This window comes from Exilibacterium tricleocarpae (assembly GCF_007004655.1).
Classification (GTDB): domain Bacteria; phylum Pseudomonadota; class Gammaproteobacteria; order Pseudomonadales; family Cellvibrionaceae; genus Exilibacterium; species Exilibacterium tricleocarpae.
Map to the genome: position 1 here is coordinate 174,874 of NZ_ML660097.1, position 20,294 is coordinate 195,167.

18 protein-coding genes are annotated in these 20,294 nt (G+C 55.9%); 10 read left to right on the plus strand and 8 right to left on the minus strand.

All coding sequences use genetic code 11. From position 1 onward, the window contains the following. Positions 1-11: 11 nt before the first annotated feature. Positions 12-1,412 (minus strand): aspartate aminotransferase family protein, encoded by a 1,401-nt coding sequence (locus FKG94_RS17605; protein ID WP_142905641.1) that lies wholly within the window; start codon positions 1,410-1,412, stop codon positions 12-14. 277 nt (positions 1,413-1,689) lie between these two features. Here FKG94_RS17605 and FKG94_RS17610 point away from each other — a divergent pair, with 277 nt between their 5' ends. Beyond that, on the plus strand, positions 1,690-3,099 hold the full coding sequence (locus FKG94_RS17610; RefSeq protein ID WP_142905642.1) for a glutamine synthetase family protein: 1,410 nt from the start codon (positions 1,690-1,692) through the stop codon (positions 3,097-3,099). 195 nt (positions 3,100-3,294) lie between these two features. On the opposite strand, the gene FKG94_RS17620 is transcribed toward FKG94_RS17610, so the two are convergent. After that, positions 3,295-4,965 carry an eCIS core domain-containing protein gene (locus FKG94_RS17620; RefSeq protein WP_142905643.1) on the minus strand — a complete coding sequence of 557 codons (1,671 nt, stop codon included), beginning with the start codon at positions 4,963-4,965 and terminating at the stop codon, positions 3,295-3,297. Positions 4,966-5,438: 473 nt separating this feature from the next. Here FKG94_RS17620 and FKG94_RS17625 point away from each other — a divergent pair, with 473 nt between their 5' ends. Next, on the plus strand, positions 5,439-6,341 hold the full coding sequence (locus FKG94_RS17625) for a hypothetical protein (protein ID WP_142905644.1): 903 nt from the start codon (positions 5,439-5,441) through the stop codon (positions 6,339-6,341). Positions 6,342-6,743: 402 nt separating this feature from the next. Next, a complete protein-coding gene (locus tag FKG94_RS17630; RefSeq protein ID WP_142905645.1) occupies positions 6,744-7,727 on the plus strand; it encodes a quinone oxidoreductase family protein in 984 nt (327 codons plus the stop codon). 71 nt (positions 7,728-7,798) lie between these two features. Here the strand turns inward: FKG94_RS17630 and FKG94_RS17635 are convergent, their stop codons facing one another. Then, complete coding sequence (locus FKG94_RS17635) at positions 7,799-8,650, minus strand: fructosamine kinase family protein (RefSeq protein WP_142905646.1); 852 nt, start codon at positions 8,648-8,650, stop codon at positions 7,799-7,801. Positions 8,651-8,731: 81 nt separating this feature from the next. Here FKG94_RS17635 and FKG94_RS17640 point away from each other — a divergent pair, with 81 nt between their 5' ends. Both FKG94_RS17640 and FKG94_RS17645 read left to right on the plus strand, forming a co-directional pair. Beyond that, positions 8,732-9,646 (plus strand): 5'-nucleotidase, encoded by a 915-nt coding sequence (locus FKG94_RS17640; RefSeq protein ID WP_142905647.1) that lies wholly within the window; start codon positions 8,732-8,734, stop codon positions 9,644-9,646. Between the two features lie 220 nt (positions 9,647-9,866). Further along, the gene (locus FKG94_RS17645) at positions 9,867-10,370 is read left to right on the plus strand and encodes a universal stress protein (RefSeq protein WP_142905648.1); all 504 of its coding nucleotides are present in this window, start codon (positions 9,867-9,869) and stop codon (positions 10,368-10,370) included. A gap of 17 nt (positions 10,371-10,387) precedes the next feature. Here FKG94_RS17645 and FKG94_RS17650 read toward each other — a convergent pair whose 3' ends face one another. Next, a complete protein-coding gene (locus FKG94_RS17650; protein WP_142905649.1) occupies positions 10,388-11,164 on the minus strand; it encodes a sulfite exporter TauE/SafE family protein in 777 nt (258 codons plus the stop codon). A gap of 153 nt (positions 11,165-11,317) precedes the next feature. Here FKG94_RS17650 and cysB point away from each other — a divergent pair, with 153 nt between their 5' ends. Continuing rightward, a complete protein-coding gene (gene cysB / locus FKG94_RS17655; RefSeq protein ID WP_142905650.1) occupies positions 11,318-12,292 on the plus strand; it encodes an HTH-type transcriptional regulator CysB in 975 nt (324 codons plus the stop codon). 190 nt (positions 12,293-12,482) lie between these two features. On the opposite strand, the gene FKG94_RS17660 is transcribed toward cysB, so the two are convergent. After that, a complete protein-coding gene (locus FKG94_RS17660) occupies positions 12,483-12,818 on the minus strand; it encodes a hypothetical protein (protein ID WP_142905651.1) in 336 nt (111 codons plus the stop codon). A gap of 107 nt (positions 12,819-12,925) precedes the next feature. After that, positions 12,926-13,651 carry a phosphoadenylyl-sulfate reductase gene (locus FKG94_RS17665; protein WP_142905652.1) on the minus strand — a complete coding sequence of 242 codons (726 nt, stop codon included), beginning with the start codon at positions 13,649-13,651 and terminating at the stop codon, positions 12,926-12,928. 745 nt (positions 13,652-14,396) lie between these two features. Between FKG94_RS17665 and thrH the strand changes: the two genes are divergently transcribed. Next, positions 14,397-15,014 carry a bifunctional phosphoserine phosphatase/homoserine phosphotransferase ThrH gene (thrH, locus tag FKG94_RS17670; RefSeq protein ID WP_142905653.1) on the plus strand — a complete coding sequence of 206 codons (618 nt, stop codon included), beginning with the start codon at positions 14,397-14,399 and terminating at the stop codon, positions 15,012-15,014. 20 nt (positions 15,015-15,034) lie between these two features. Here the strand turns inward: thrH and pabB are convergent, their stop codons facing one another. After that, positions 15,035-16,396 carry an aminodeoxychorismate synthase component I gene (pabB, locus tag FKG94_RS17675; RefSeq protein ID WP_142905654.1) on the minus strand — a complete coding sequence of 454 codons (1,362 nt, stop codon included), beginning with the start codon at positions 16,394-16,396 and terminating at the stop codon, positions 15,035-15,037. Positions 16,397-16,500: 104 nt separating this feature from the next. Between pabB and FKG94_RS17680 the strand changes: the two genes are divergently transcribed. Both FKG94_RS17680 and rraA read left to right on the plus strand, forming a co-directional pair. After that, positions 16,501-16,812: a Rieske (2Fe-2S) protein gene (locus FKG94_RS17680; RefSeq protein WP_142905655.1), complete on the plus strand. Its 312-nt coding sequence runs from the start codon at positions 16,501-16,503 to the stop codon at positions 16,810-16,812. Positions 16,813-16,847: 35 nt separating this feature from the next. Further along, entirely contained in the window at positions 16,848-17,336 is a 489-nt protein-coding gene (gene rraA / locus FKG94_RS17685; RefSeq protein ID WP_142905656.1) for a ribonuclease E activity regulator RraA, read from the plus strand. Between the two features lie 262 nt (positions 17,337-17,598). Here the strand turns inward: rraA and aceA are convergent, their stop codons facing one another. Next, positions 17,599-18,942 carry an isocitrate lyase gene (gene aceA / locus FKG94_RS17690; RefSeq protein ID WP_142905657.1) on the minus strand — a complete coding sequence of 448 codons (1,344 nt, stop codon included), beginning with the start codon at positions 18,940-18,942 and terminating at the stop codon, positions 17,599-17,601. A 325-nt stretch (positions 18,943-19,267) separates the two neighbouring features. Here aceA and FKG94_RS17695 point away from each other — a divergent pair, with 325 nt between their 5' ends. Further along, positions 19,268-20,206, plus strand: a complete 939-nt coding sequence (locus FKG94_RS17695) for a LysR family transcriptional regulator (protein ID WP_142905658.1) — start codon at positions 19,268-19,270, stop codon at positions 20,204-20,206. The last annotated feature ends 88 nt before the right edge of the window (positions 20,207-20,294 follow it).

The following is a 20,294-nucleotide window of genomic DNA, read 5'->3' on the forward strand; positions in this document are numbered from 1 at the left end:
AGGGGGCTGATTTAGTCGGACAATTTACCGTCGTTGATGGCCGCCAGGGTCTTGTCCAGGCATCGGGATGCTTTTTCAACCAACTCGTCAATCTCGGCAGTGGTGATGACGAGGGGAGGGGAGATTACCATGGTATCCCCCACTGCCCGCATCACCAGCCCGTTGTCGAAACAGATATCGCGGCACAGGGCGCCGGCACTGCCCTTGTCGTCAAAGCGGATGCGGGACTGCTTGTCTTTTACCAGCTCTATCGCCCCCAGCAGGCCCAGGCTGCGCGCTTCCCCCACCAGGGGATGCTCGCCCAGTTTGCCCCAGGCGGCCTCTAGATAGGGGGCGGTCTGCGCGGCGACGGTTTCAATGATCTGTTCGCGTTGCAGGATTTCCAGGTTCTTCAGCGCTACGGCCGCCGTGGTGGGATGGCCCGAGTAGGTAAAGCCGTGGGCAAATTCTCCTCCCTGGTCGATCAAAACCCCGGCGACCCGGTCGCCGACCAGGACCCCGCCGATGGGTAGATAACCGGATGACAACCCTTTGGCAATCGTCATCAGGTCCGGTCTGATGCCGAAGTGATCGGAACCGAACCAGGCGCCCAAACGACCGAAACCACAGATGACTTCATCGGCGATCAACAGTATGCCGTAGTGGTCGCAGATACGTTGAATTTCCGGCCAGTAGCTGGCCGGTGGAATAATCACACCACCGGCCCCCTGCACCGGTTCGGCAATAAAGGCGGCAACTCTGTTCACCCCCAACTCGAGAATTTTGCTCTCCAACTGCTGTGCAACGGCAAGCCCAAACGCCTCCACCGGACGCCCGCCGCCCTCGCCAAACCAGTAGGGTTGGTCGATATGGACAAAGTCCTCGATCGCGAGGCTGTTCTGGTCGTGCATATAGCGCATGCCGCCGAGGCTGGTGGCCGCCACGGTACTGCCGTGGTAGGCGTTGTTGCGACTGATGATCACGGTTTTTTGCGGCTGCTCGAGCAACTGCCAGTAGCGCCTGACCATGCGTATGATAGTGTCGTTGGATTCCGATCCCGAACCGGTAAAAAAGGCGTGATTGAGGCTCTCCGGTGACACCTCAGCCAGTTTTTCGGCCAACTTGATGGCCGGCTGGGTGGTGGTCTGGAAGAAGCTGTTGTAGTAGGGTAGCGCCTGCATTTGCGTGTAGGCCGCCTGGGCCAGTTCCTCGCGACCATAACCCAGGTTGACGCACCACAGACCGGCCATGGCGTCGAGCATTTTATGGCCCTCCGAATCCCAGAGGTAAATGCCCTGGGCGCGGGTGATGACCCGGGTACCCCGACTGCGCAGTGATTTGAAATCGGTGAAGGGATGCAGGTGGTGCCTGCCGTCGGCCGCCTGGTAGTCGGCGGTGTCGTAGGTACCCTGGTCTCGATTCGCTGAGGGCATGAAAAAGCTCCGCTATAATGGTGTCGTTCAATATCACCGTGCCAGCCGCCGATCCGGTGGCGCCGCCGTGGACGCTGGTGGAGTGGAGGCACACGTCTCTGCTATAGACGGTTGACGCTATCAAACCATCAAGATGCCTGCAAGCAGCCGCCAGCTGGCAGGCGGCGCAAACGCAGGAGACCCGTCGCGATTCGGTACCGCAGGCACGCCGGACAAGTCGGTCAACAACTTAGACACCTCGGTTAAGACGACAAGTCGGACAGACAGATAAAAAGATATGGAGAAGGATAGTATCGATATGACCAAAACGCTGGAAAATACGCAGGCGGCGGAGACGCCGACCCGGACATCGCTACCGGACTGGTTAAACCAGCGCGATATCGATGAAGTGGAATGTGTCGCTGCCGATGCCGCGGGTATCGCCCGGGGCAAGGTGCTGCCGGCGGACAAGTTTGTCCAGGCCGTAAGCGACGACCATCTGCGGATTGCCGAGTCGTTGTTTTCCCAGGATGTACAGGGGCGCACCATTGACGCCGGTGTGGTTGCCGTGCAGGAACCGGACATCAATTTACAGCCGGACCTGTCGACCCTGCGGGTCCTGCCCTGGCGCCAGGGGCGGGTGGCATCGGTGATCTGTGACGCCCGCGAGGACAATGGCGAGGCGTCCGACCTGGTGCCCCGGCAGGCGCTAAGGACGGTTATCGAACACTTTGCGGCGCTCGGTTTCAAAGCTACGGTCGCGCCTGAATTTGAATTCTACATCGCCGAGCTGCACAGTGATCCCAATCTACCTCTGGCGCGTCCGATTCTCTCCAATGGTGCCAGAGAGTCGGGCCAGCAGTCCTACGGTGTCGATATTTTGCAGGAATACGCGGGGTTGATCGACAGTATTTACGCCTATGGGAAAGCGCTGGGTGTCAATATCGATGTGCTTACCCATGAAGCCGGCCCGGGGCAGTTCGAAATCAACCTGAAACACGGTGATCCGCTGGCGGCGGCGGATCAGACGTTTATGTTCAAGCGCCTGGCCCGGGCAGCGGCGGCCGAGCACGGCAAGACGATTACCTTCATGGCCAAACCCGTAGCCGATCAACCGGGCAATGCCATGCATATCCATCAAAGTGTTTACGCGATCGAAACCGGCGACAACGTATTTGTCGATGCCGAGGGGCGCAACCATGACAATCTCTATCACTACATCGGCGGTCTGCAAAAATACATACCCGCGCTATTGCCGATGTTTGCCCCGTTTATCAATTCTTACCGGCGTTTTGTCCGCAATGCGTTTGCGCCGGTAACCACGCACTGGGGCTATGAAAACCGCACTGTCGGGCTGCGCATTCCGGCCTCTGAGCCCGCCAACCGCCGGGTTGAAAACCGGGTGATCGGTGCCGACGCCAATCCCTATCTGGCCATTGCCGCAACCCTGGCCTGTGGGTTGCTGGGGATGCGCCAGCGTCTCAGTCCAAGTCGGGAAATGACCGGCAGCGCCTATGCGGCCAAGTCGCTGTTTCTGCCGGAGGATTTGTTGAGCGCCCTGGGCAATATGAAAAAATGCAAAGCGCTGGGCGACGTCTTCAGTCCCCGCTTCCTCACCTTGTACTGGGAATTGAAGTATGCCGAATACAAGGATTTTATGGCGACTATCACGCCCTGGGAGCGGGAACATCTGTTGACCCAGATCTAGTGTCTCGACCAGAAAACAATTTCACTTCAGTGGCACTTTTGCCTCCTTCCGGACCTAGTCCTTCGGGACCTTCGCCAGCAGGAATGCATGCAGCGGGGGACGACCGCGAGTGCTGCGAACCGAGATGGCACCGCTGGTAGCCATCGGTATACTACAACATCTGTGGGGTGATTTTTAGTCGTCCCGCATTCAACTTTAAAAACTGTGTCGCCGGTTGCCAATAGATCGCACACCATTACGGTAGGCGGCCCGGCGATCGTAGGCGACTCTAGCGTATGTTTTCAGCAATTTGTAAACTTTATTTTCCGGGTCCACGTTATAAAGATAACACCACATCATCATTTGATTGATCACTGTATCATATTCAATCAACTCGCTATCAAGCCCGGAACGTGCCAGAGCCGAAAGGCGCTTATGTTCAACCTCCGGCATTTTCGTTTTGAAGTTCGATAAGTAAGTAATAAGCTTGCCACTGACAGGATAGTTTGCTTTATCTGTCATTTCCTTCTTAAGAAAAGGTACTAGATCCTGGTCAGATGTGGTTTTTATCGCTTCTTTTAGCGCTCCGATATGCGATTTGCGCAACCGCGCTTCATTAAGTATTTCTGTATCAGTGGCTTCGCTACCTATTGCTAGCATCAATACACTGTTTGAATAAGTCTCGGCAATCGATACATGTGTTAGCTCATGCAATAGAGAACCAAGGCGGAAGTTTTTGCCCCTGCCCTGCGCCAGAGTGTGCTTAAGTGTGTATTTCTGGAGAGATTTATCTCTAACTGTGTTGTACTTCGCCCCCGGCATCCAAATAGTCATATCCAAGTTTTTCAAATTATTTGGCGCAGTCACCTCAGTAATGCAGGACTTCAAAATATCGGGAATATCCGTTCGTTTGGCAGCCGCTTTCAATGCTTCGATATCTTTTTTTACTATGGCGGTGGTTAAATCCGTTGCTTTGATTGAACTGTATTTAGTCATCAACGCATCCAGCTCAGGCCCCAGCAGCTTACGAGTAAACTCGCTGCGACCTCTAATTTTTTGATAGCGGGCCATACATTCATCGAGGTAGTCCCACTTTTCTAATTCATCCCCGGCGGTATGGTATTTCGCCAGTGAAGTCAACACTACCTCTTCGAACCCTATCTCCCTCATTAGTCTATCCACACCCGCTTTACGATTGCTCCCCGGCCGCTCTTTATGGTAGGTTTTACAGGACTCGTACAACTTCCTTAATTGTTTCAGTATGGCGGTGTAGTCTTTTGGTTCCTTGCTGTCAAGTGTGTGAAACGCTTGCAGTTCATTCTGTACTGCAGTGATTTTGTTGCGCTTGCCCGCAGCATTCGTCGCCGTTTTAAAATCTTCCAGCGACATCAGGCACTGGATTGTCCTCGATGAAGAGCGGGTGATTGGTGAGGACAAATATACCGGGCTTTTCGGCAGAGTTCTGCTGTCAGATATCTGTGCGGCATAGCTTCCAATAAGTTCGGCTTCGGTTTCCAGCAGCCAGTCGATATGCAGATGAGCCCGATCATCCGGGATATGATCCAGTAACCCCATCCCCTGTTGAACCACATGGGTTAATTCATGCCCTAAGATATGCCAACCCTCCGGCGAATCCAACTGGCACTCAGGCACAACCACAATGTCGCGCCCGACGGCAAAGGCCTTTACCCCCAATAAACCGGGAAGGTCGTCTCTATGCAGGCGTATATCACTGAGATCAATTCCAAAGATAGCTTCCATGACCTCTCGCATGTCACCCGGTAAAGGCCGCCCCTCATCTGCAGTCACATTGTTCAATCTAGTGGTAAACAGCGGCGTCGGATATGGGGTTGCTGAATGATTGTAATAACCGGAAAGCTCTTGCATAAAAATTTCCTTCTCCCGCAATAAAATAAAGTAAGTCTAACGAGGCTCTAAAGCGTGTAGCGATGCAACTATTACAGGGTTGCCACATCATTTAGAAATCAGGTCCTGATCCAGTTTAGCCAACTTGTCAGTGATTGCTTTGGCACAATCGATGAGTTGTTTTGGTCAAGTAACCGGCATTTAAACAGATAAAAATTTGAAAAAAAAGAGGGAAAAAATCCCCTTAAATTGACTCTGACCCCATTTTTTTGAGGTCAATTTATCCTCTGCTGGCACCGTTTTTTTAGTGGCTCATCCACTCTGGCACGAATTGCCGAACTGGCCATATTCTCCCTCTAAATAACAGTAATAAACAGATTTTACTCTGGCACGAATTACAGAGGGACAGCGGACATTACCCGTTGAAGAGCAACAGGGGATAATGCAACTCTGACACGATTAAACAGAAGTTACTCCAAAAAGCGTGATGCTGATTGTTCCGAGATAGCGGTTTTCCCCGTTCCAGCCTGTTCCCAACATCCATAGAACGAATAAACAGGGCTGCTCTTATAGCTACATCTTTAGTTACACCCTGGTCACATCATTTTTCCGGTGCAATCATTCAAAGCGATTTGACAATCTTGCGCACAGTTACGCCGCCATTCGACCTGCCTATTCACATTGCCCAAAATCATACTCATCTGATGAGTGGGATGCTTGCCGATGGATTGGTAGGTGGAGAACTGAATTTTAGTCACAATACCATGACTGAAAGTGTACGTTTTATTGTCAGGGCTTTGAAAGGTAACGGTGCCGGAAATACAAGAGTCAGTTTCCAAGATAATCAAATCTTGGGTATGAATAGCACTTTGTCGGATACATCAGTCGCTGCTCGTGTCATTCAGACAGATGCTCAGTTTACTAACATAACTAACAACTATTTGCGCGATTTGGAGACCACAAGCGCTGCCAGCCTAGTGTATTTTGAAGGTGGCGATTTAAACTGTGTTGGAAATACTTGTTGCAACGCCCATGGAACGGAAGTCTGGACCCATGACAAAGGTGCTGAACAAGGCACACACGTCATAAAAGCTAATTCATTTGATCAGTCTGGCGTCACTGATTGTGCCCTGGACGCTGTAATCAAAATTTATACAAGGCACAGTTTTACAGTGTCAGACAATGAGTTTCTGGGCTTACGGTCACCTGCTTGCTGGGTTTACGAATCGGTGAATAATGCCGGTGTGACGCCGCAGCAAAACGTGATTCCCAATAATCAGATACGGAATATACAGTTTCCGTTTGCATTTAAACTGGTGCAACCTTCTCAAGGTTGTATCGAATATAAGGGCGCCAATTTACCTATGTCCTTTCGAGTACAAAACAGCCTCTTTTAAAAGCTTGAAGCCAGACTCAATGATACGTAATGATCAATGAACCTGTTTCCTCACAGGCAGATGTTATTACTGTGCGAATAAATGGGCTTGCATCTATTTCGCCTCTTCGTAGGCTCTTTGATTAAGTCCGGTAATTCTGCGTCCACTTGCGCTAGACGACACTTGACATGGAGACATTGAGCTGCAAAGCACCTGATATGATTGAAAAGGAAATATGGGTTTACTTATTGGCACGCAATCTGATTCGCATGATAATGGCAGAAGCGGCTTCTTATGCCCAGTGTTGTTTTTCAGTCAGCAAATCTGTTCCAGCGCTCTCAGAGTGTCTGGATGATCATCTAACAAACGCGATGAGAGTGCGGTAATCAATCTCAACCAGCAGCAGTGAAGGAGTCGTTATCGATGGAAACTAACGTAAAAAGGTTCTGCCTGAGCGAGCAGGGCGGGCCCGAAGTCATGCAGTGGTCCGGGCAGACACTCGACGAGCCCGGTGCGGGCGAAGTGTTGTTGCGGCAGACCGCGATCGGCCTGAATTATATCGACACCTACCATCGGTCCGGGCTTTATCCCCTGGAGCTGCCCTCGGGATTGGGGGTAGAGGCGGCCGGGGTCGTTGAGGCGGTAGGACCAGAGTGCGGCGACCTGGCCATCGGTGACCGGGTTGGCTATTGCCAGGGGCCGATTGGCGCCTATGCCGAGGCCCGTATTATGCCGGCAGACAACCTTATTCCACTGCCTGACGGCATCGACGATACCACGGCCGCGGCAGTATTGCTAAAGGGGCTGACCGCCGCTTTTTTACTGCGTAAGACATTCCCGGTGCAGGCCGGCCAGCAGGTGCTGGTGCATGCGGCGGCCGGCGGTGTGGGATTGCTGTTGGTACAGTGGGCCAAGCACCTGGGGGCCCGGGTGATCGGCAGTGTGGGTTCGCCGGCGAAAGCGGAGCTGGCAACACAACAAGGATGCGACGACGTTATATTGTATCGCCAGCAGGCGGTTGCCGAGCGGGTGCGGGCACTGACCGAGGGGCGCGGGGTGGAGGTTGTCTATGATTCGGTCGGTAAGGATACGTTTGCCGCTTCGCTGGACAGCCTCGCCACCCGCGGTATGTTAGTGAGTTACGGCAATGCGTCGGGGCCGGCACCGGAGGTCAAACCGCTGACACTGGCGCAGAAAGGTTCGCTGTTTCTAACCCGCCCCACCTTATGGCACTACATCGAGCGCCCGGCGGAGCGTCTGGCATTAACGCGGGAGCTGTTTGCACTGCTGGAGGCAGGTGTGCTGACGGTGAATATCAACCACACCTATGCCCTGGCCGAAGCGCCTCGGGCCCACCGCGACCTGGAGGCCAGGAAGACTTCCGGCTCGGTGGTGCTGTTGCCCTGAAGCGGCCGCGCCGACCTGTACACTGAGCCGATGCGCTCGATCACCATCAGTTGCCTGAAGCAAATGAGCGGTTACTGAAAAGCAGCCAAAACTGACCGCACCTGTCCGTAGTAGCTGCGGCCAAACAGGTTGAGATGGTTGAGCAGATGGTAGAGGTTGTAGAGCGGCAGCCGTTGTTCCCACCCCGGCGCCAGCGGGTTTACCGCCAGGTAGGCGCGATAGAAATCCTCGGCGAAGCCGCCGAACAGACGCGTCATGGCGATATCGGTCTCGGCCCAGCCCCAGTGCGCGGCGGGGTCAATCAGTACCGGTGCCCCGGCGCTGTTTATATGAATATTGCCGGACCACAAATCGCCGTGCACCAGGCTCGGCGGTTGCTCCGGCACCAGCTCCGGCAACCTGGCGGCGAGCTGCTCGATGCCCTGGCAGTCGCCGCTCGATAAAAGGCCGCGCCGCTGGGCCAGCCGCGCCTGGTAAAGCAGGCGTTGCTCGGCGAAAAAATCGAAACCGCAGTCGCAGCGCGGATTGGGTTGTGGCGTGGTGCCGCAATAGTTATCGCTACCAAAGCCGAAGTGCGGTGCCGGCTGGCGGTGCATCAGACCCAGTCCGCGACCGAGCTGCTGCCAGTAATCGCCAGCCGGCGTGCCCGCCGCGATATACTCCATGGCCAGAAACTGCGCCTGGGCTTCAAACACCACCGGTGCCGGCAGTGTGCCAGTATTGTGAATCGCTTCGAGACTGGCGGCTTCGCTGTGGAACATATCGGCGGGTGCCGTCTCCAGCACTTTGAGGCAAAAGCGTTGCTGCAAGTCTGTTTCGATATACCAGGTCGCGCAGATATCGCCGCCGCCGAGCCGGGTGGCCTGCACCACAGTGCCGAGGTCGTTGTCCCTTAACCAAAGGTGTGCGGCGGCTAGTTGCATAAGCTGACACGGCTCCCGTTAACTCGTAGAATAGTACCAGATATTTGCAGATAACTTTCAGAGACCTCTCAGGAACAGGCCATGCCGACAGGATTTGGTAGCAAACTGGTAATTGCGATCTCCTCGCGGGCGCTGTTCAATCTCGATGACAGTCACCAGGTCTACATCAGCGACGGTCTCGATGCTTACTCCCACTACCAGATCGAGCACGAAGGGGATGTGCTGGCGCCCGGCGACGCCTTTCCCATGGTGCAGAAACTGTTGCGTATCAACGACAAGCTGGATGGCGAACCGCGAGTTGAGGTGATCCTGCTGTCGCGCAATAGCGCAGACACGGGACTGCGGGTTTTCAACTCGATCGAGCACTACGGTTTGCAGATCACCCGGGCCGCGTTCTGCGGTGGCGCCAGCCCCTATCGGTACGTCGGCGCTTTTGGCTGCCATTTGTTTTTGTCCACCGAAGGGGAGGACGTGCGCAACGCACTCGACCACGGCATCGCCGCGGCGACCCTGATGCCCTCCAACAACGATCAGCAACAGGGCGATGAGCTGCGCTTTGCCTTTGATGGCGACGCCGTACTGTTTTCCGATGAGGCGGAGCAAATCTATAAAACCCAGGGTTTGAAAGCGTTTGCGGAAAGCGAGCGGGCGGCCGCCAAAACACCCCTGAGCGGCGGGCCGTTCAAAGCTTTTCTGGCCGCGCTGCAGGGCCTGCAGCACGAGTTTGCCGACCAGTCCTGTCCCATTCGCACGGCGCTGGTAACGGCGCGCTCGGCGCCCGCCCACGAGCGCGTGATTCGCACACTGCGCGCCTGGAATATTCGCATCGACGAATCGCTGTTTCTCGGTGGCCTCGACAAGGGCGAGTTTTTGAAAGCTTACGGTGCCGACGTCTTTTTTGATGATCAGCCCAGTCATTGCCTGTCTGCCAAGGAGCATGTGGCGACCGGCCACGTACCCCACGGCGTCGCCAATGAACCCGCACCGCAGTCGTGACGTTCGCCTGTACCGCGGCGGCCGCGGGCACCGGGTCGGGTTTTCAGCCAGATCGGCGCTGCGGGCGCGACCCCGCTGTTGTGGGTTCCGGTACTATTGTTGTTGATTCAGGTATTGCTGCTGGTACTGCGACGCCTGGTTCCGGTACGACTATGCTTAGGTTTGAAGCGCATTAGCTCGGTGCCTCGACCGGGCTGGGCCGGTACTTACAGAGGGGACTATGATTCGAACGATACTGTTTGCCACGGACCTCGGCGTGTTTACCTCCTATGTTCTTCAGCACGTGGTTGCTCTCGCCGGCTCCTGTAAGGCCCGGGTGATAGTGGTGCATGTGGTTGAGCCGCTTGGCAGCTTCGCCAATGCCATGGTAAAGAGTTATCTGCCGCAGGCCTCGGGCGAGGCGCTGACCACGGCGGGCGTGGAGGAGATGCTGGCCTCCATTCGCGCCCGGGTAAAAGTTGTGTTGGCGCAGGAATATATGGACAGTCAGGACGATATCAGTTTCATCGATGATATTCAGGTATTGCAGGGTCAACCTGCCCAGGTCATTCTCGAGGAAGCGGGTCGCCGGCAGGTCGACCTGATCGTGATGGGCAGTCACAGCGGCAAAGCCATGGATGATCACACGCTGGGGTCGGTAGCCAACAAAGTATTACTGCGAGCCAAGGTTCCCGTCTATGTGGTGCCGATGGTGCGCCGGGCCGATCTGTCTTCCTCTACCTAGCGCGCCACTGGCAATACCTAGAAAAAGGCAAACTTGACACCGAGCATCATCAGCAGTGTTGCCAGAATCGGTTGCAGTACTTGGTTGGGCAGCTTTGAGCCCAGGCGTGTGCCGAAGTGGATCGCCGGCAGCGAGCCGATCAGCAGGCAGCCGAGCAGCATAAAGTCCACGTTCCCGAGCGCCAGATGTCCGAGACCGGCGATAAACGTGAGCGGCACGGCATGGGCAATATCGGTGCCGACGACTTTCAGCGCCGGCAGGTGGGGGTAGAGCACCAACAGCAGTGCCGCACAGAAGGCGCCGGCGCCAACCGATGAAAGGGTAACAAATACACCCAGTAGTACGCCGGATACCAGGGTAACCGCCTTAGCATGGCGGTCTATCCAGCGAGGTTCGGGGGCGGACTGGCAGCGCGCCTTGATGCGGTTTTTGAACAGCAGCACCGCCGAAGTCAGGATCAACATGATCCCCAGACTGGTGGTAAGGAGTGTTTTATAGTCTTCGGCGCCGCCGAACACGGTTTTCAGCAGTGCCGCGGTGGCGACAGCTGCCGGGATACTGCCGGCGGCCAACCACCAAACCAGGTCCCAGCGGATATTGCCGGCGCGCCGGTGCGCTACCACGCCGCCGGATTTGGTAATCGCCGCGTAGAGAAGATCAGTGCCTATAGCGACGTTATAGGGAAAGCCGAACAGAATCAGCAGTGGCGTCATCAGGGAGCCACCGCCCACACCGGTTAAACCCACTGCCATACCGACGGCCGCTCCCGCGATTATATAGAGAATTATATCCATGCATATAGGCCAAGGTTATAGAAACGGGCATTTATCAGTACAAATTTAAAAATATGGCTGGCAAATATATCTATTTGTTACTATTCTGGAAAAGAATATTTTCTTCTATTTTTATAATCAGCTTAATAAGACTGCGGCCATTCGGAGGGATTTATGAAACTGCAGCAGTTGCGGTACATCTGGGAAGTGGCACACCACGATTTGAATGTTTCGGCAACAGCCCAGAGTTTATACACGTCACAGCCGGGTATCAGTAAGCAAATACGACTTCTCGAAGATGAACTGGGTGTAGAAATCTTCTCTCGCAGCGGTAAACACCTGACCCGCATCACCCCCGCGGGCGAGGCTATCCTGAAGACCGCCGGGGAGATACTGCGAAAAGTCGAGAGTATCAAGCAGGTAGCACAAGAATTCAGCAACGAGCGCAAAGGCAGTTTATCCCTGGCGACCACCCATACCCAGGCGCGCTATGCGCTGCCCAAGGTCATCGAGACGTTTATCGAGCGCTACCCGGATGTATCTCTGCACATGCACCAGGGCACGCCCATGCAAATCTCCGAGATGGCGGCAGATGGCACGGTGGATTTTGCCATCGCCACCGAGGCCCTGGAGTTGTTCAGCGACCTGATTATGATGCCGTGCTATCGCTGGAACCGTTGCATACTCGTGCCCAAGGATCACCCGCTGTGCCAGGTGTCTGAGGTATCGCTGGAGGACGTGGCCAAGCATCCGATCGTCACCTATGTGTTTGGTTTTACCGGCCGCTCGAAACTCGACGAGGCCTTTATCGAGCGCGGGCTGGCGCCCAAAGTGGTGTTTACCGCTGCCGATGCGGATGTCATAAAAACCTATGTGCGGCTCGGGTTGGGGATCGGCATTGTGGCCAAGATGGCCTATGACGAAGAAGGGGACAGTGATCTTGTCGCTTTGGATGCCAGCCATTTGTTCCAGCCCAGCACCACCAAGATCGGATTTCGGCGCGGCACTTTCCTGCGTGGCTTTATGTATGAATTTATCGAGCAGTTTGCCCCTCACCTTAACAAGGAAATTGTCAGCGAGGCCTATAACCGCCATTCGAAGGCCGAACTGGACGAGTTGTTCCAGCATATCGAGTTGCCGACCTATTAGCCGGGGCCGGCCTTAAGGCGATTGGGGCGGTCCTGGCATCGGCCCCTGGCCGGCGGGCTTACCGGCAGGGAACCTGTACAAGAAGCACGCATAAGATGCATGTATAAGGAGTACGCCGGACCGGAGGCTTGTGGCCCCCGGATTTTCGGCTGCCGAGGGCGGCAGCGTTCGCCTGAACTATACAGCCCGCTTAGATATAATCCAGGTCCGGGTTGTCGTTCATAATTTCTTTCAATTCATCCGTCTCGCTGGTTTTCTGCGCCAGCACTTCTTTCACGAACTTGAAGTAAACCGTGTATATCACCGGTGCTTTGCCGTCCTCCTCCACCACGAAGAAAGGCGCGCGATTGACGTTGTGCTGCGCCGCCACTTTGATGCCGGCACTGTCCGGATCGCGCTCGTCGGCCACCAGGACCTCGTCGATGCGACTCATATAGCCGGACTCCTCCAGCTTTTGCAGCACATCGCCGCACTTTTTGCAGGGCGAGCCGTCGGCAAGCAACTTTTTTACGAGGGTAATTTTCACGTCGTGTTTTCCTCTGCTTCGGGGTCCGATAGGGTAGCCCCCGATAGTGTCTGTCCCCGGTATGTGTCCCCGGTATAGTACCCGGTTGGATTTCCCATGATTCGCCGTCAGCGGCCATTGGCAGCGTGTAGACCGCATTCTTTTTTAGTGGCGTCCTCCCACCACCAGCGACCCTCCCGCTCGTGTTGGTTGGGTCCCACGGGGCGTGTGCAGGGCTCACAACCGATGGAGATATAGCCGTGGTCGTGAAGCTCATTGTAGGGTATATCGCGGTCTCGAATATACGCCCAAACCTGCTGCGAACTCCAGTTGGCCAGCGGGTTGAATTTGGTCAGGCTGGCGTCGGGTCTGGCGAAGACCTTATCGTCCTGAATGACCGGGATGCCGGCGCGGGTGCCGGGGCTCTGGTCTTTGCGCTGTCCGGTAATCCAGGCGTCCACCTCCAGCAACTTTTTGCGCAGCGGCGCGATTTTGCGGATGCCGCAGCACTCCTGGTGGTTGTCTTTATAGAAGCTGTAAAGACCTTTTGCCTTGACCAACTGTTGCACGGCCGCGGCATCCGGGGATAACACATCAATGTCGATACCGTAGAACTCACGCACCCGGTCAATAAAGCGGTAAGTCTGCGGATGCAGGCGGCCGGTGTCCAGGCAGAGCACCTGGGCGTGGGGGGATATCTCCATCGCCATATCGATCAGCACCACGTCTTCGGCGCCGCTGAACGAAATGGCGATATTGTCGAACTGTTCCAGGGCGTACTTGATCACGTCCAGGGGGGATTGCGACTGCAGGTGGCGGTCCAGGTCCAGGGTATCCAAAACTTCGGTGGTCATTGTCAGCTTTCCGGTCGTTAACGGGCAATCGGTTGCCAAACAGCAATGGGCTGTCACAGGGTGGTGACCTGTGGGCCAGGGCTACCGGCAGGTTGCGAAGGATACCAGACGCTATTTGAACTTAAAAAGAATCAACCAGCATAGCGTTATAACCAGTCCCACCGACACGGGGCGGTGCTGGCCAGCTCCGTGGAACATTGACTTTTAAATCACCATCTCGGCGTATAAATATACAATATCTAGTGGTTGGAAATCCTATAGGTACTAGATGTATGATTATTTCACTTAAAAAACAAAGGCTTAGAGAGATTTTTAAATGAAGTTAATTTATAAGCAGAATAATAAACATCCATCTTTTAATATATGTTCCACGTGAAAAAACAGTCTGAGTATAGGCGACAGCTATTTGCGCCCCCGGATCGAAAACGTTAGATTGGCTGGGTTTTGACAAAAGGACTGGCTTGGATGGCACTCACTAAAACCGACGTTCGCCTCCAGAGGCAGCCCGGTCAAGTGGCACGTCTTTGCTTAAGCACCACCATAAAAGTAGGTTTTAAGTGAAAGAGAGCATTGGAGGCGAACGTCCGCGCCTTTAACGGAAGCCAATTAGTTCAGACCTGACTTTAAAAAGAAGGCTCGGCTAAATAATGCCTCGCGCGAAAACATTTGCACCGACAGCCCGTCCCGCAAACGCCGGGCGGTAAGACTTCACTATACAATTTCACTTTACAACGAGGATTTCTGTGTGGAACTGGCATGTCTCGACCTGGAAGGGGTATTGATTCCGGAAATCTGGATTAAGTTCGCCGAGAAGACCGGCATCGATGCGCTGAAAGCGACCACCCGGGATATTCCCGATTACGACGAGTTGATGACCATGCGCCTGCAGGAACTGGCCAGACACCGCTTGGGGCTCAACGAAATCCAGGCGGTTATCGCCGGGCTGCAACCGCTGGAGGGCGCGAAGGACTTTATTGACTGGCTGCGCGAGCGGTTTCAGGTGGTGATCCTGTCCGATACCTTTTACGAATTTGCCGGTCCGCTTATGCGGCAACTCGGCTATCCAACGCTACTGTGTCACCGGTTGACCGTCGATTCCAGCGGCGAGGTGACCGATTACACCATTCGCCAGGCCAATCCCAAACGCCAGGCCATAGTGGCGTTCAAGTCGCTGTACTATCGCACCATAGCAGCCGGGGATTCCTACAACGATACCACTATGCTGGCGGAGGCCGATGCCGGCATTTTGTTCCGGGCACCGCAGAATGTGATCGATGAGTTTCCCCAGTATCCCGCCGTGAACACTTACGAGGAATTACAGGCCCAGTTCATAGCGGCCAGCTCGCGCAACCTGGAACCCTGAGGTAATTCCGAAACGCGGCCTCACGCACTGAGGCCGTCAAGCAGCACCTGGATCTTGGCCAGGCTTTCAGCGTACTCGAGATCGGGCTCTGAATCGGCGACGATACCGCCGCCGCCCCAGCAGTGGATGCGGTCGCCGTCGCAAGCCAGGGTGCGGATAGCGATATTGGTGTCCATGTTACCGTTGGCGCTGATATACCCGATGCTACCGCAGTATATACTGCGCCGGCACGGCTCCAGCTCCTCGATTATCTGCATCGCCCGCAGTTTGGGCGCGCCGGTGATGGAACCGCCGGGGAAACAGTGCTGCAGCAGCGCCAGCGGCGATCGGTCGCTGCTCAGCGTGCCGGTGACCGTGCTCACCAGATGGTGAACGTTGGGAAAACTTTCGAGCCGAAACAGCTCCGGTACCCTGACGCTGCCCGGCAGGCAGCTCTTACCGAGATCGTTGCGCAGCAGATCGACGATCATCAGATTCTCCGCCCGGTCTTTGGCGCTGGCCTGCAGGCGCTGGGCATTGGCCCGATCGGCGGCGGCGCTGGCCCCGCGGGGCAGGGTGCCCTTGATAGGTCTGGTCTCGACCTGCTGGCCGGCCAGGTGGATGAAGCGCTCCGGTGACAGGCACAGCACCGCCTGGTCTCCCAGGTCCATAAAGGCGGAATAGGGTGATGGCAGGACTTGTCGCAGCCGCCGATAGGCGGCGTAGGGCGAGCCTTCGAAGTCAGCGCTGAAGCGCTGCGCGAAGTTCACCTGGTAGCAGTCGCCGGCGTGGATATAGGCATCGATTTTGGCGAGTTTTTCTTTGTAAGAACTTACATCAAAATTTGATTTTAAGTTTTTAATTTTAAAGAAATTATTAACATTTTTTGTATCTTTTTTTGATACTCTTTGCAGGATGTCGCGCCGGTGAGTCGGGGCGCAGTCGGGCAGGCACAGCAGCCAGGCGTGGCGCTGTTGGTGATCCTGCACCAAAGCCCAGTTGTAGATGCCGATCTGCATATCGGGCAGGTCGATATCCGCCGCCGCCAGGCTGGGCAATCGCTCCAGGCGCCGGCCCAGATCATAGCCGAAATAGCCCAGCGCGCCGCCGCAAAAGGGCAGGTCTTTAGCGACACTGGTGTGCAGTGGCTCCAGGTGAGCCTGCACCAGCGCGAATGGGTTGTCCCGGGCCGAGTGCTTGCCGCTGGCGGTGGTCACTTCGGTGCAGAGTCCGCGGGTGGTGAGCAGCGTCTCGGGGGCGGCCGCGATGATATCATAGCGGCCGAAGCGGCTGCGCGGCCGTCCGCTGTCGAGCCAGACCGCCTGCGGCAGGTCGGCGACCGCCTCGAACAGGGGGCGGCTGTCCGGCCGGTAATCGATATCGGTAACGCTGAGCTGGGTCATAGTGCTGTAGTAATTTGAAGGCCGGCATTGTAGTGCTATTGTTGTGCTTTTACCACGCGCGTCGAGAGTACCGGTGGTGAGTGTTCGATCGCAGGAGCAACACAGTGACGTTTTATCCGTTGGAACAATTGCACCGTCTTCACGACGGGTATTCCCGGCCGTTTAAAGTTGCCGGCCGCGAACTGTTGCTGCTGCAGGTGCAGGGCGAGACGTACCTGATCGCCAACCGCTGCCCGCATATGGACGCGCCACTGACCCATGGCACTGTGCAAAGCGGCTGGCTGCGCTGTCCGCTGCACGGTATCGAGTTTGATTTACAAACCGGTGGTGCCCGTGGTGGCGTTGCGGCCAGCCTGGCGCCGCTGGAAAAATTCCCCCTTGCCTACGAAGGTAATCAGGTGGGTGTCTTGTTGTAGCTCTGTTTTAGCTGAAACCATTTAAGGAAACGTTTATGCCCTATTCAACGCCGGACCTGTGCGATGCCCACCCCGAGTTGGTGCGCGTGATGGAGCCCATGCTCAGCAACTTCGGCGGGCGTTTTGCCTTCGGCGGGGAGATAGTGACCGTGAAGTGCCACGAGGATAACTCGCTGGTTAAGGAGCAGGCGGCGCAGCCAGGTCGCGGCAAAGTCATGGTGGTCGACGGTGGCGGGTCGCTAAGGCGCGCGCTACTTGGCGATATGATCGCCGAATCTGCAGTCGACAACGGTTGGGAGGGGATTATTATCTATGGCTGTATCCGCGACGTGGATGCCATAGGCGCGCTCGATCTCGGCGTCCAGGCGTTGGACACCGTGCCGTTGAAAACGCAAAAAAGAGGGATTGGCGATTTAAACGTGACCGTAACCTTTGGCGGCGTGTCCTTTGTGCCCGGTGAATATGTCTACGCCGATAACAATGGTGTCATCGTCGCGGCCGAACCGCTGAGTATGCCGGCCTGAGGGCAGCCGTGCCGGCAGTCATAGTGGTGCCGGGTCTCCCCGTTTAAAGACTGCCGGTGTGCGATTGCTGTGCGCCGGGTCGATGTGACGCATGCGTTTGCTTTGGATTCCACCCGGCGATCTTTCCCCTGTCATCTCGGCACCACCGCTGGTACTGGAACAGTGTCGGTCAAAGTGCTTCGCGCCATGCTTGTCGCACACAAAAAAGGCAGCCCTGAGGCTGCCCGGCAAACGCATTAATAGAATGCTGTTGCTGTGCGGATCAGAACTGCTCTTCTTCAGTAGAACCGGTCAGGGCGGTAACTGAACTCTGGCCACCTTGTATTACGGTCGTCATATCATCGAAGTAGCCGGTACCCACTTCCTGCTGGTGCGCCACAAAGGTGTAGCCTTTGGCGGCGTCCTCGAATTCTTTTTCCTGCAATTCCACATAGGCGGACATATCGCGACGGGCATAGCCGTGGGCCAGGTTGAACATACCGTTCCACATATTGTGGATGCCGGCCAGGGTAATGAACTGGAACTTGTAGCCCATGGCGCTCAGTTCGGTCTGGAACTTGGCGATGGTGGCATCGTCGAGATTTTTCTTCCAGTTGAAAGACGGCGAGCAGTTGTAGGACAGCAACTGGTCCGGGTATTCCTTTCTAATGGCTTCGGCGAACTTTTTCGCCTCTTCCAGGCAGGGGGTTGCCGTCTCACACCAGAGCAGATCGGCGTAGGGCGCATAGGCAAGGCCGCGGGCGATAGCCTGGTCGATACCGGCCTTGACGCGATAGAAACCTTCCGCCGTGCGCTCGCCGGTGGTAAACGGCTTATCGTAGTCGTCGCAATCGGAAGTGAGCAGGTCGGCGGCGTTGGCGTCTGTGCGCGCCAGCACGATAGTCGGTACACCGGCAACGTCTGCAGCCAGGCGCGCGGCCACCAGCTTCTGTGTCGCTTCCTGGGTCGGCACCAATACTTTGCCGCCCATATGACCGCATTTTTTTACCGAGGCCAACTGGTCTTCAAAGTGGACGCCGGCGGCGCCCGCTGCAATCATATTGCTCATCAGTTCGTAGGCGTTGAGCACGCCGCCGAAGCCGGCTTCCGCATCGGCCACAATGGGAGCGAAAAAGTCGATATAGCCCTCATCGCCGGGGTTTTTGCCGGTTTTCCACTGAATCTGGTCGGCGCGGGTAAAGGCGTTGTTGATCCGGCGCACCACTGTCGGCACGGAATCCACAGCGTAGAGGGATTGATCCGGATACATGGTTTCCGACGTGTTGGCATCGGCAGCGACCTGCCAGCCGGACAGGTAGATAGCCTGTACGCCCGCTTTAACCTGCTGTACCGCCTGGCCCCCGGTCAATGCGCCCATGGCGTTGACGAAGTCTTTTTCCGGGCGGAAAGCCGGGCGCCCGCCCTCATTGATCAGGCGCCACAGGTTTTCGGCGCCGCGGCGGGCGAGGGTATTTTCTTTCTTTACGGAACCGCGCAGGCGTACCACATCAGCGGCCCCATAGGTACGCTTGACATTTTTCCAGCGGGGGTTCTCGGCCCAGTCTTTCTCTATGGCCGCGATTTCGGCGGCGCGGTCGTAGCCGCCTGGAGCGTTATCTGCTGACATCTGCTTATCCTCTGTCCTCTGCGATCGGTTGGATGGGGTTATCAGTACTCTCTGCCTGACAGTGCTTTCTTTATCTTTCGGTGCTTTCGCTTAAACCTGTCGGTATTTTCGCTTAAACCTGTCGGTACTTTCGCTTAAACCTGTCGGTACTTGCTTTTTCTGTTGGTACTTTCTGCCTGGTACTTTCTGCCTGTCCATCGAATTTGTACCAGGCGATATGTAGAGGATTCTAGACAGCCGCATATGATTTCGCTAATTTATACTTTTTATTTTCGCTATTCTCTGCGTGAATGAAACAAGCAATGGCGGCATGAGAGGGGGTGGGATGAATATCAATCGGGTTGATCTCAATCTGCTGGTTTATCTGGAAGTCCTGCTGCGCGAGCGCAATGTGACCAAGGCGGCCAATCACCTGGGGATCAGCCAGCCGGCCATGAGTAACGGCCTGCGCCGGTTGCGGGACCTGTTTGACGATCCGCTGCTGGTGCGAACCAGCGAGGGAATGACCCCCACGGAGAGGGCGCGGGAATTGGAACCGGTGGTGCGCCGGGTGCTGCTCGATGTGGAGCGGGTCGTCCAGCCCCAGTCGGATTTCGACCCCGCCGGCAGCGAGCGGGTGTTTCGGATTATGGCCAGCGACTACGCCGAAGCCACGCTGATGCCGGGGCTGCTGAGTGAGCTGCGGGTAAGCGCCCCCGGTATTACCCTGGATATCATGACGCCGAGCGATGTGAGTTTTCTCGATGTGGAACAGGGCAAGGTGGATATGGTGATCAACCGCTTTGACTCCATGCCCCAGTCGTTTCACCAGAAAACCCTGTGGAAGGACAGCTTTTCCTGCCTGATGAGTACCGACAACCCGATTCTCGAGCACTTCGATCTGGATGCCTATCTCCTTGCCCACCATGTCTGGGTCAGTAAAACCGGCATGGGCGTGGGCGTGGGAGTCAATCCCGACGATGTGCAACGGCTCGGCTGGGTGGATGAGACGCTGAGAAAGGCGGGCAAAAAACGCCAGATCAAGGTGTTTACCCGCCACTATCAGTCGGCCATGCTGCTGGCCGAACAGCGCGACCTGGTGGTTACCATTCCCTCGAAGGCCGCCTGCCTGCAGCGCGACAATCCGCGCCTGGTGGCGAGGGAGCCGCCGTTTGACATTCCGCCCCTGGAATTGAAAATGGCGTGGAGCCCGCTGTTGCAGCACAATGCCGGGCACAAATGGATGCGGGATCTGGTGTCGACGGTGGCCCACAAACTCGACTGAGGCTGACACCACTATTCGCAGCCAGAATAGTGGGTATAAGAGCTATAAATTAGCGAAATTATGCCCCGCTCACTAAAATCCGTAGCCA

What these genes read in the sequence shown, in the direction of transcription:
- cysB (WP_142905650.1), top strand. Translation starts at nt 11,318, where the DNA reads ATGAAACTGCAGCAGTTGCGGTACATCTGGGAAGTGGCACACCACGAT.
- FKG94_RS17620 (WP_142905643.1), bottom strand. Translation starts at nt 4,965, where the DNA reads ATGCAAGAGCTTTCCGGTTATTACAATCATTCAGCAACCCCATATCCG.
- FKG94_RS17650 (WP_142905649.1), bottom strand. Translation starts at nt 11,164, where the DNA reads ATGGATATAATTCTCTATATAATCGCGGGAGCGGCCGTCGGTATGGCA.
- FKG94_RS17610 (WP_142905642.1), top strand. Translation starts at nt 1,690, where the DNA reads ATGGAGAAGGATAGTATCGATATGACCAAAACGCTGGAAAATACGCAG.
- rraA (WP_142905656.1), top strand. Translation starts at nt 16,848, where the DNA reads ATGCCCTATTCAACGCCGGACCTGTGCGATGCCCACCCCGAGTTGGTG.
- FKG94_RS17630 (WP_142905645.1), top strand. Translation starts at nt 6,744, where the DNA reads ATGGAAACTAACGTAAAAAGGTTCTGCCTGAGCGAGCAGGGCGGGCCC.
- FKG94_RS17635 (WP_142905646.1), bottom strand. Translation starts at nt 8,650, where the DNA reads ATGCAACTAGCCGCCGCACACCTTTGGTTAAGGGACAACGACCTCGGC.
- aceA (WP_142905657.1), bottom strand. Translation starts at nt 18,942, where the DNA reads ATGTCAGCAGATAACGCTCCAGGCGGCTACGACCGCGCCGCCGAAATC.
- FKG94_RS17665 (WP_142905652.1), bottom strand. Translation starts at nt 13,651, where the DNA reads ATGACCACCGAAGTTTTGGATACCCTGGACCTGGACCGCCACCTGCAG.
- FKG94_RS17695 (WP_142905658.1), top strand. Translation starts at nt 19,268, where the DNA reads ATGAATATCAATCGGGTTGATCTCAATCTGCTGGTTTATCTGGAAGTC.
- FKG94_RS17640 (WP_142905647.1), top strand. Translation starts at nt 8,732, where the DNA reads ATGCCGACAGGATTTGGTAGCAAACTGGTAATTGCGATCTCCTCGCGG.
- pabB (WP_142905654.1), bottom strand. Translation starts at nt 16,396, where the DNA reads ATGACCCAGCTCAGCGTTACCGATATCGATTACCGGCCGGACAGCCGC.
- FKG94_RS17645 (WP_142905648.1), top strand. Translation starts at nt 9,867, where the DNA reads ATGATTCGAACGATACTGTTTGCCACGGACCTCGGCGTGTTTACCTCC.
- FKG94_RS17605 (WP_142905641.1), bottom strand. Translation starts at nt 1,412, where the DNA reads ATGCCCTCAGCGAATCGAGACCAGGGTACCTACGACACCGCCGACTAC.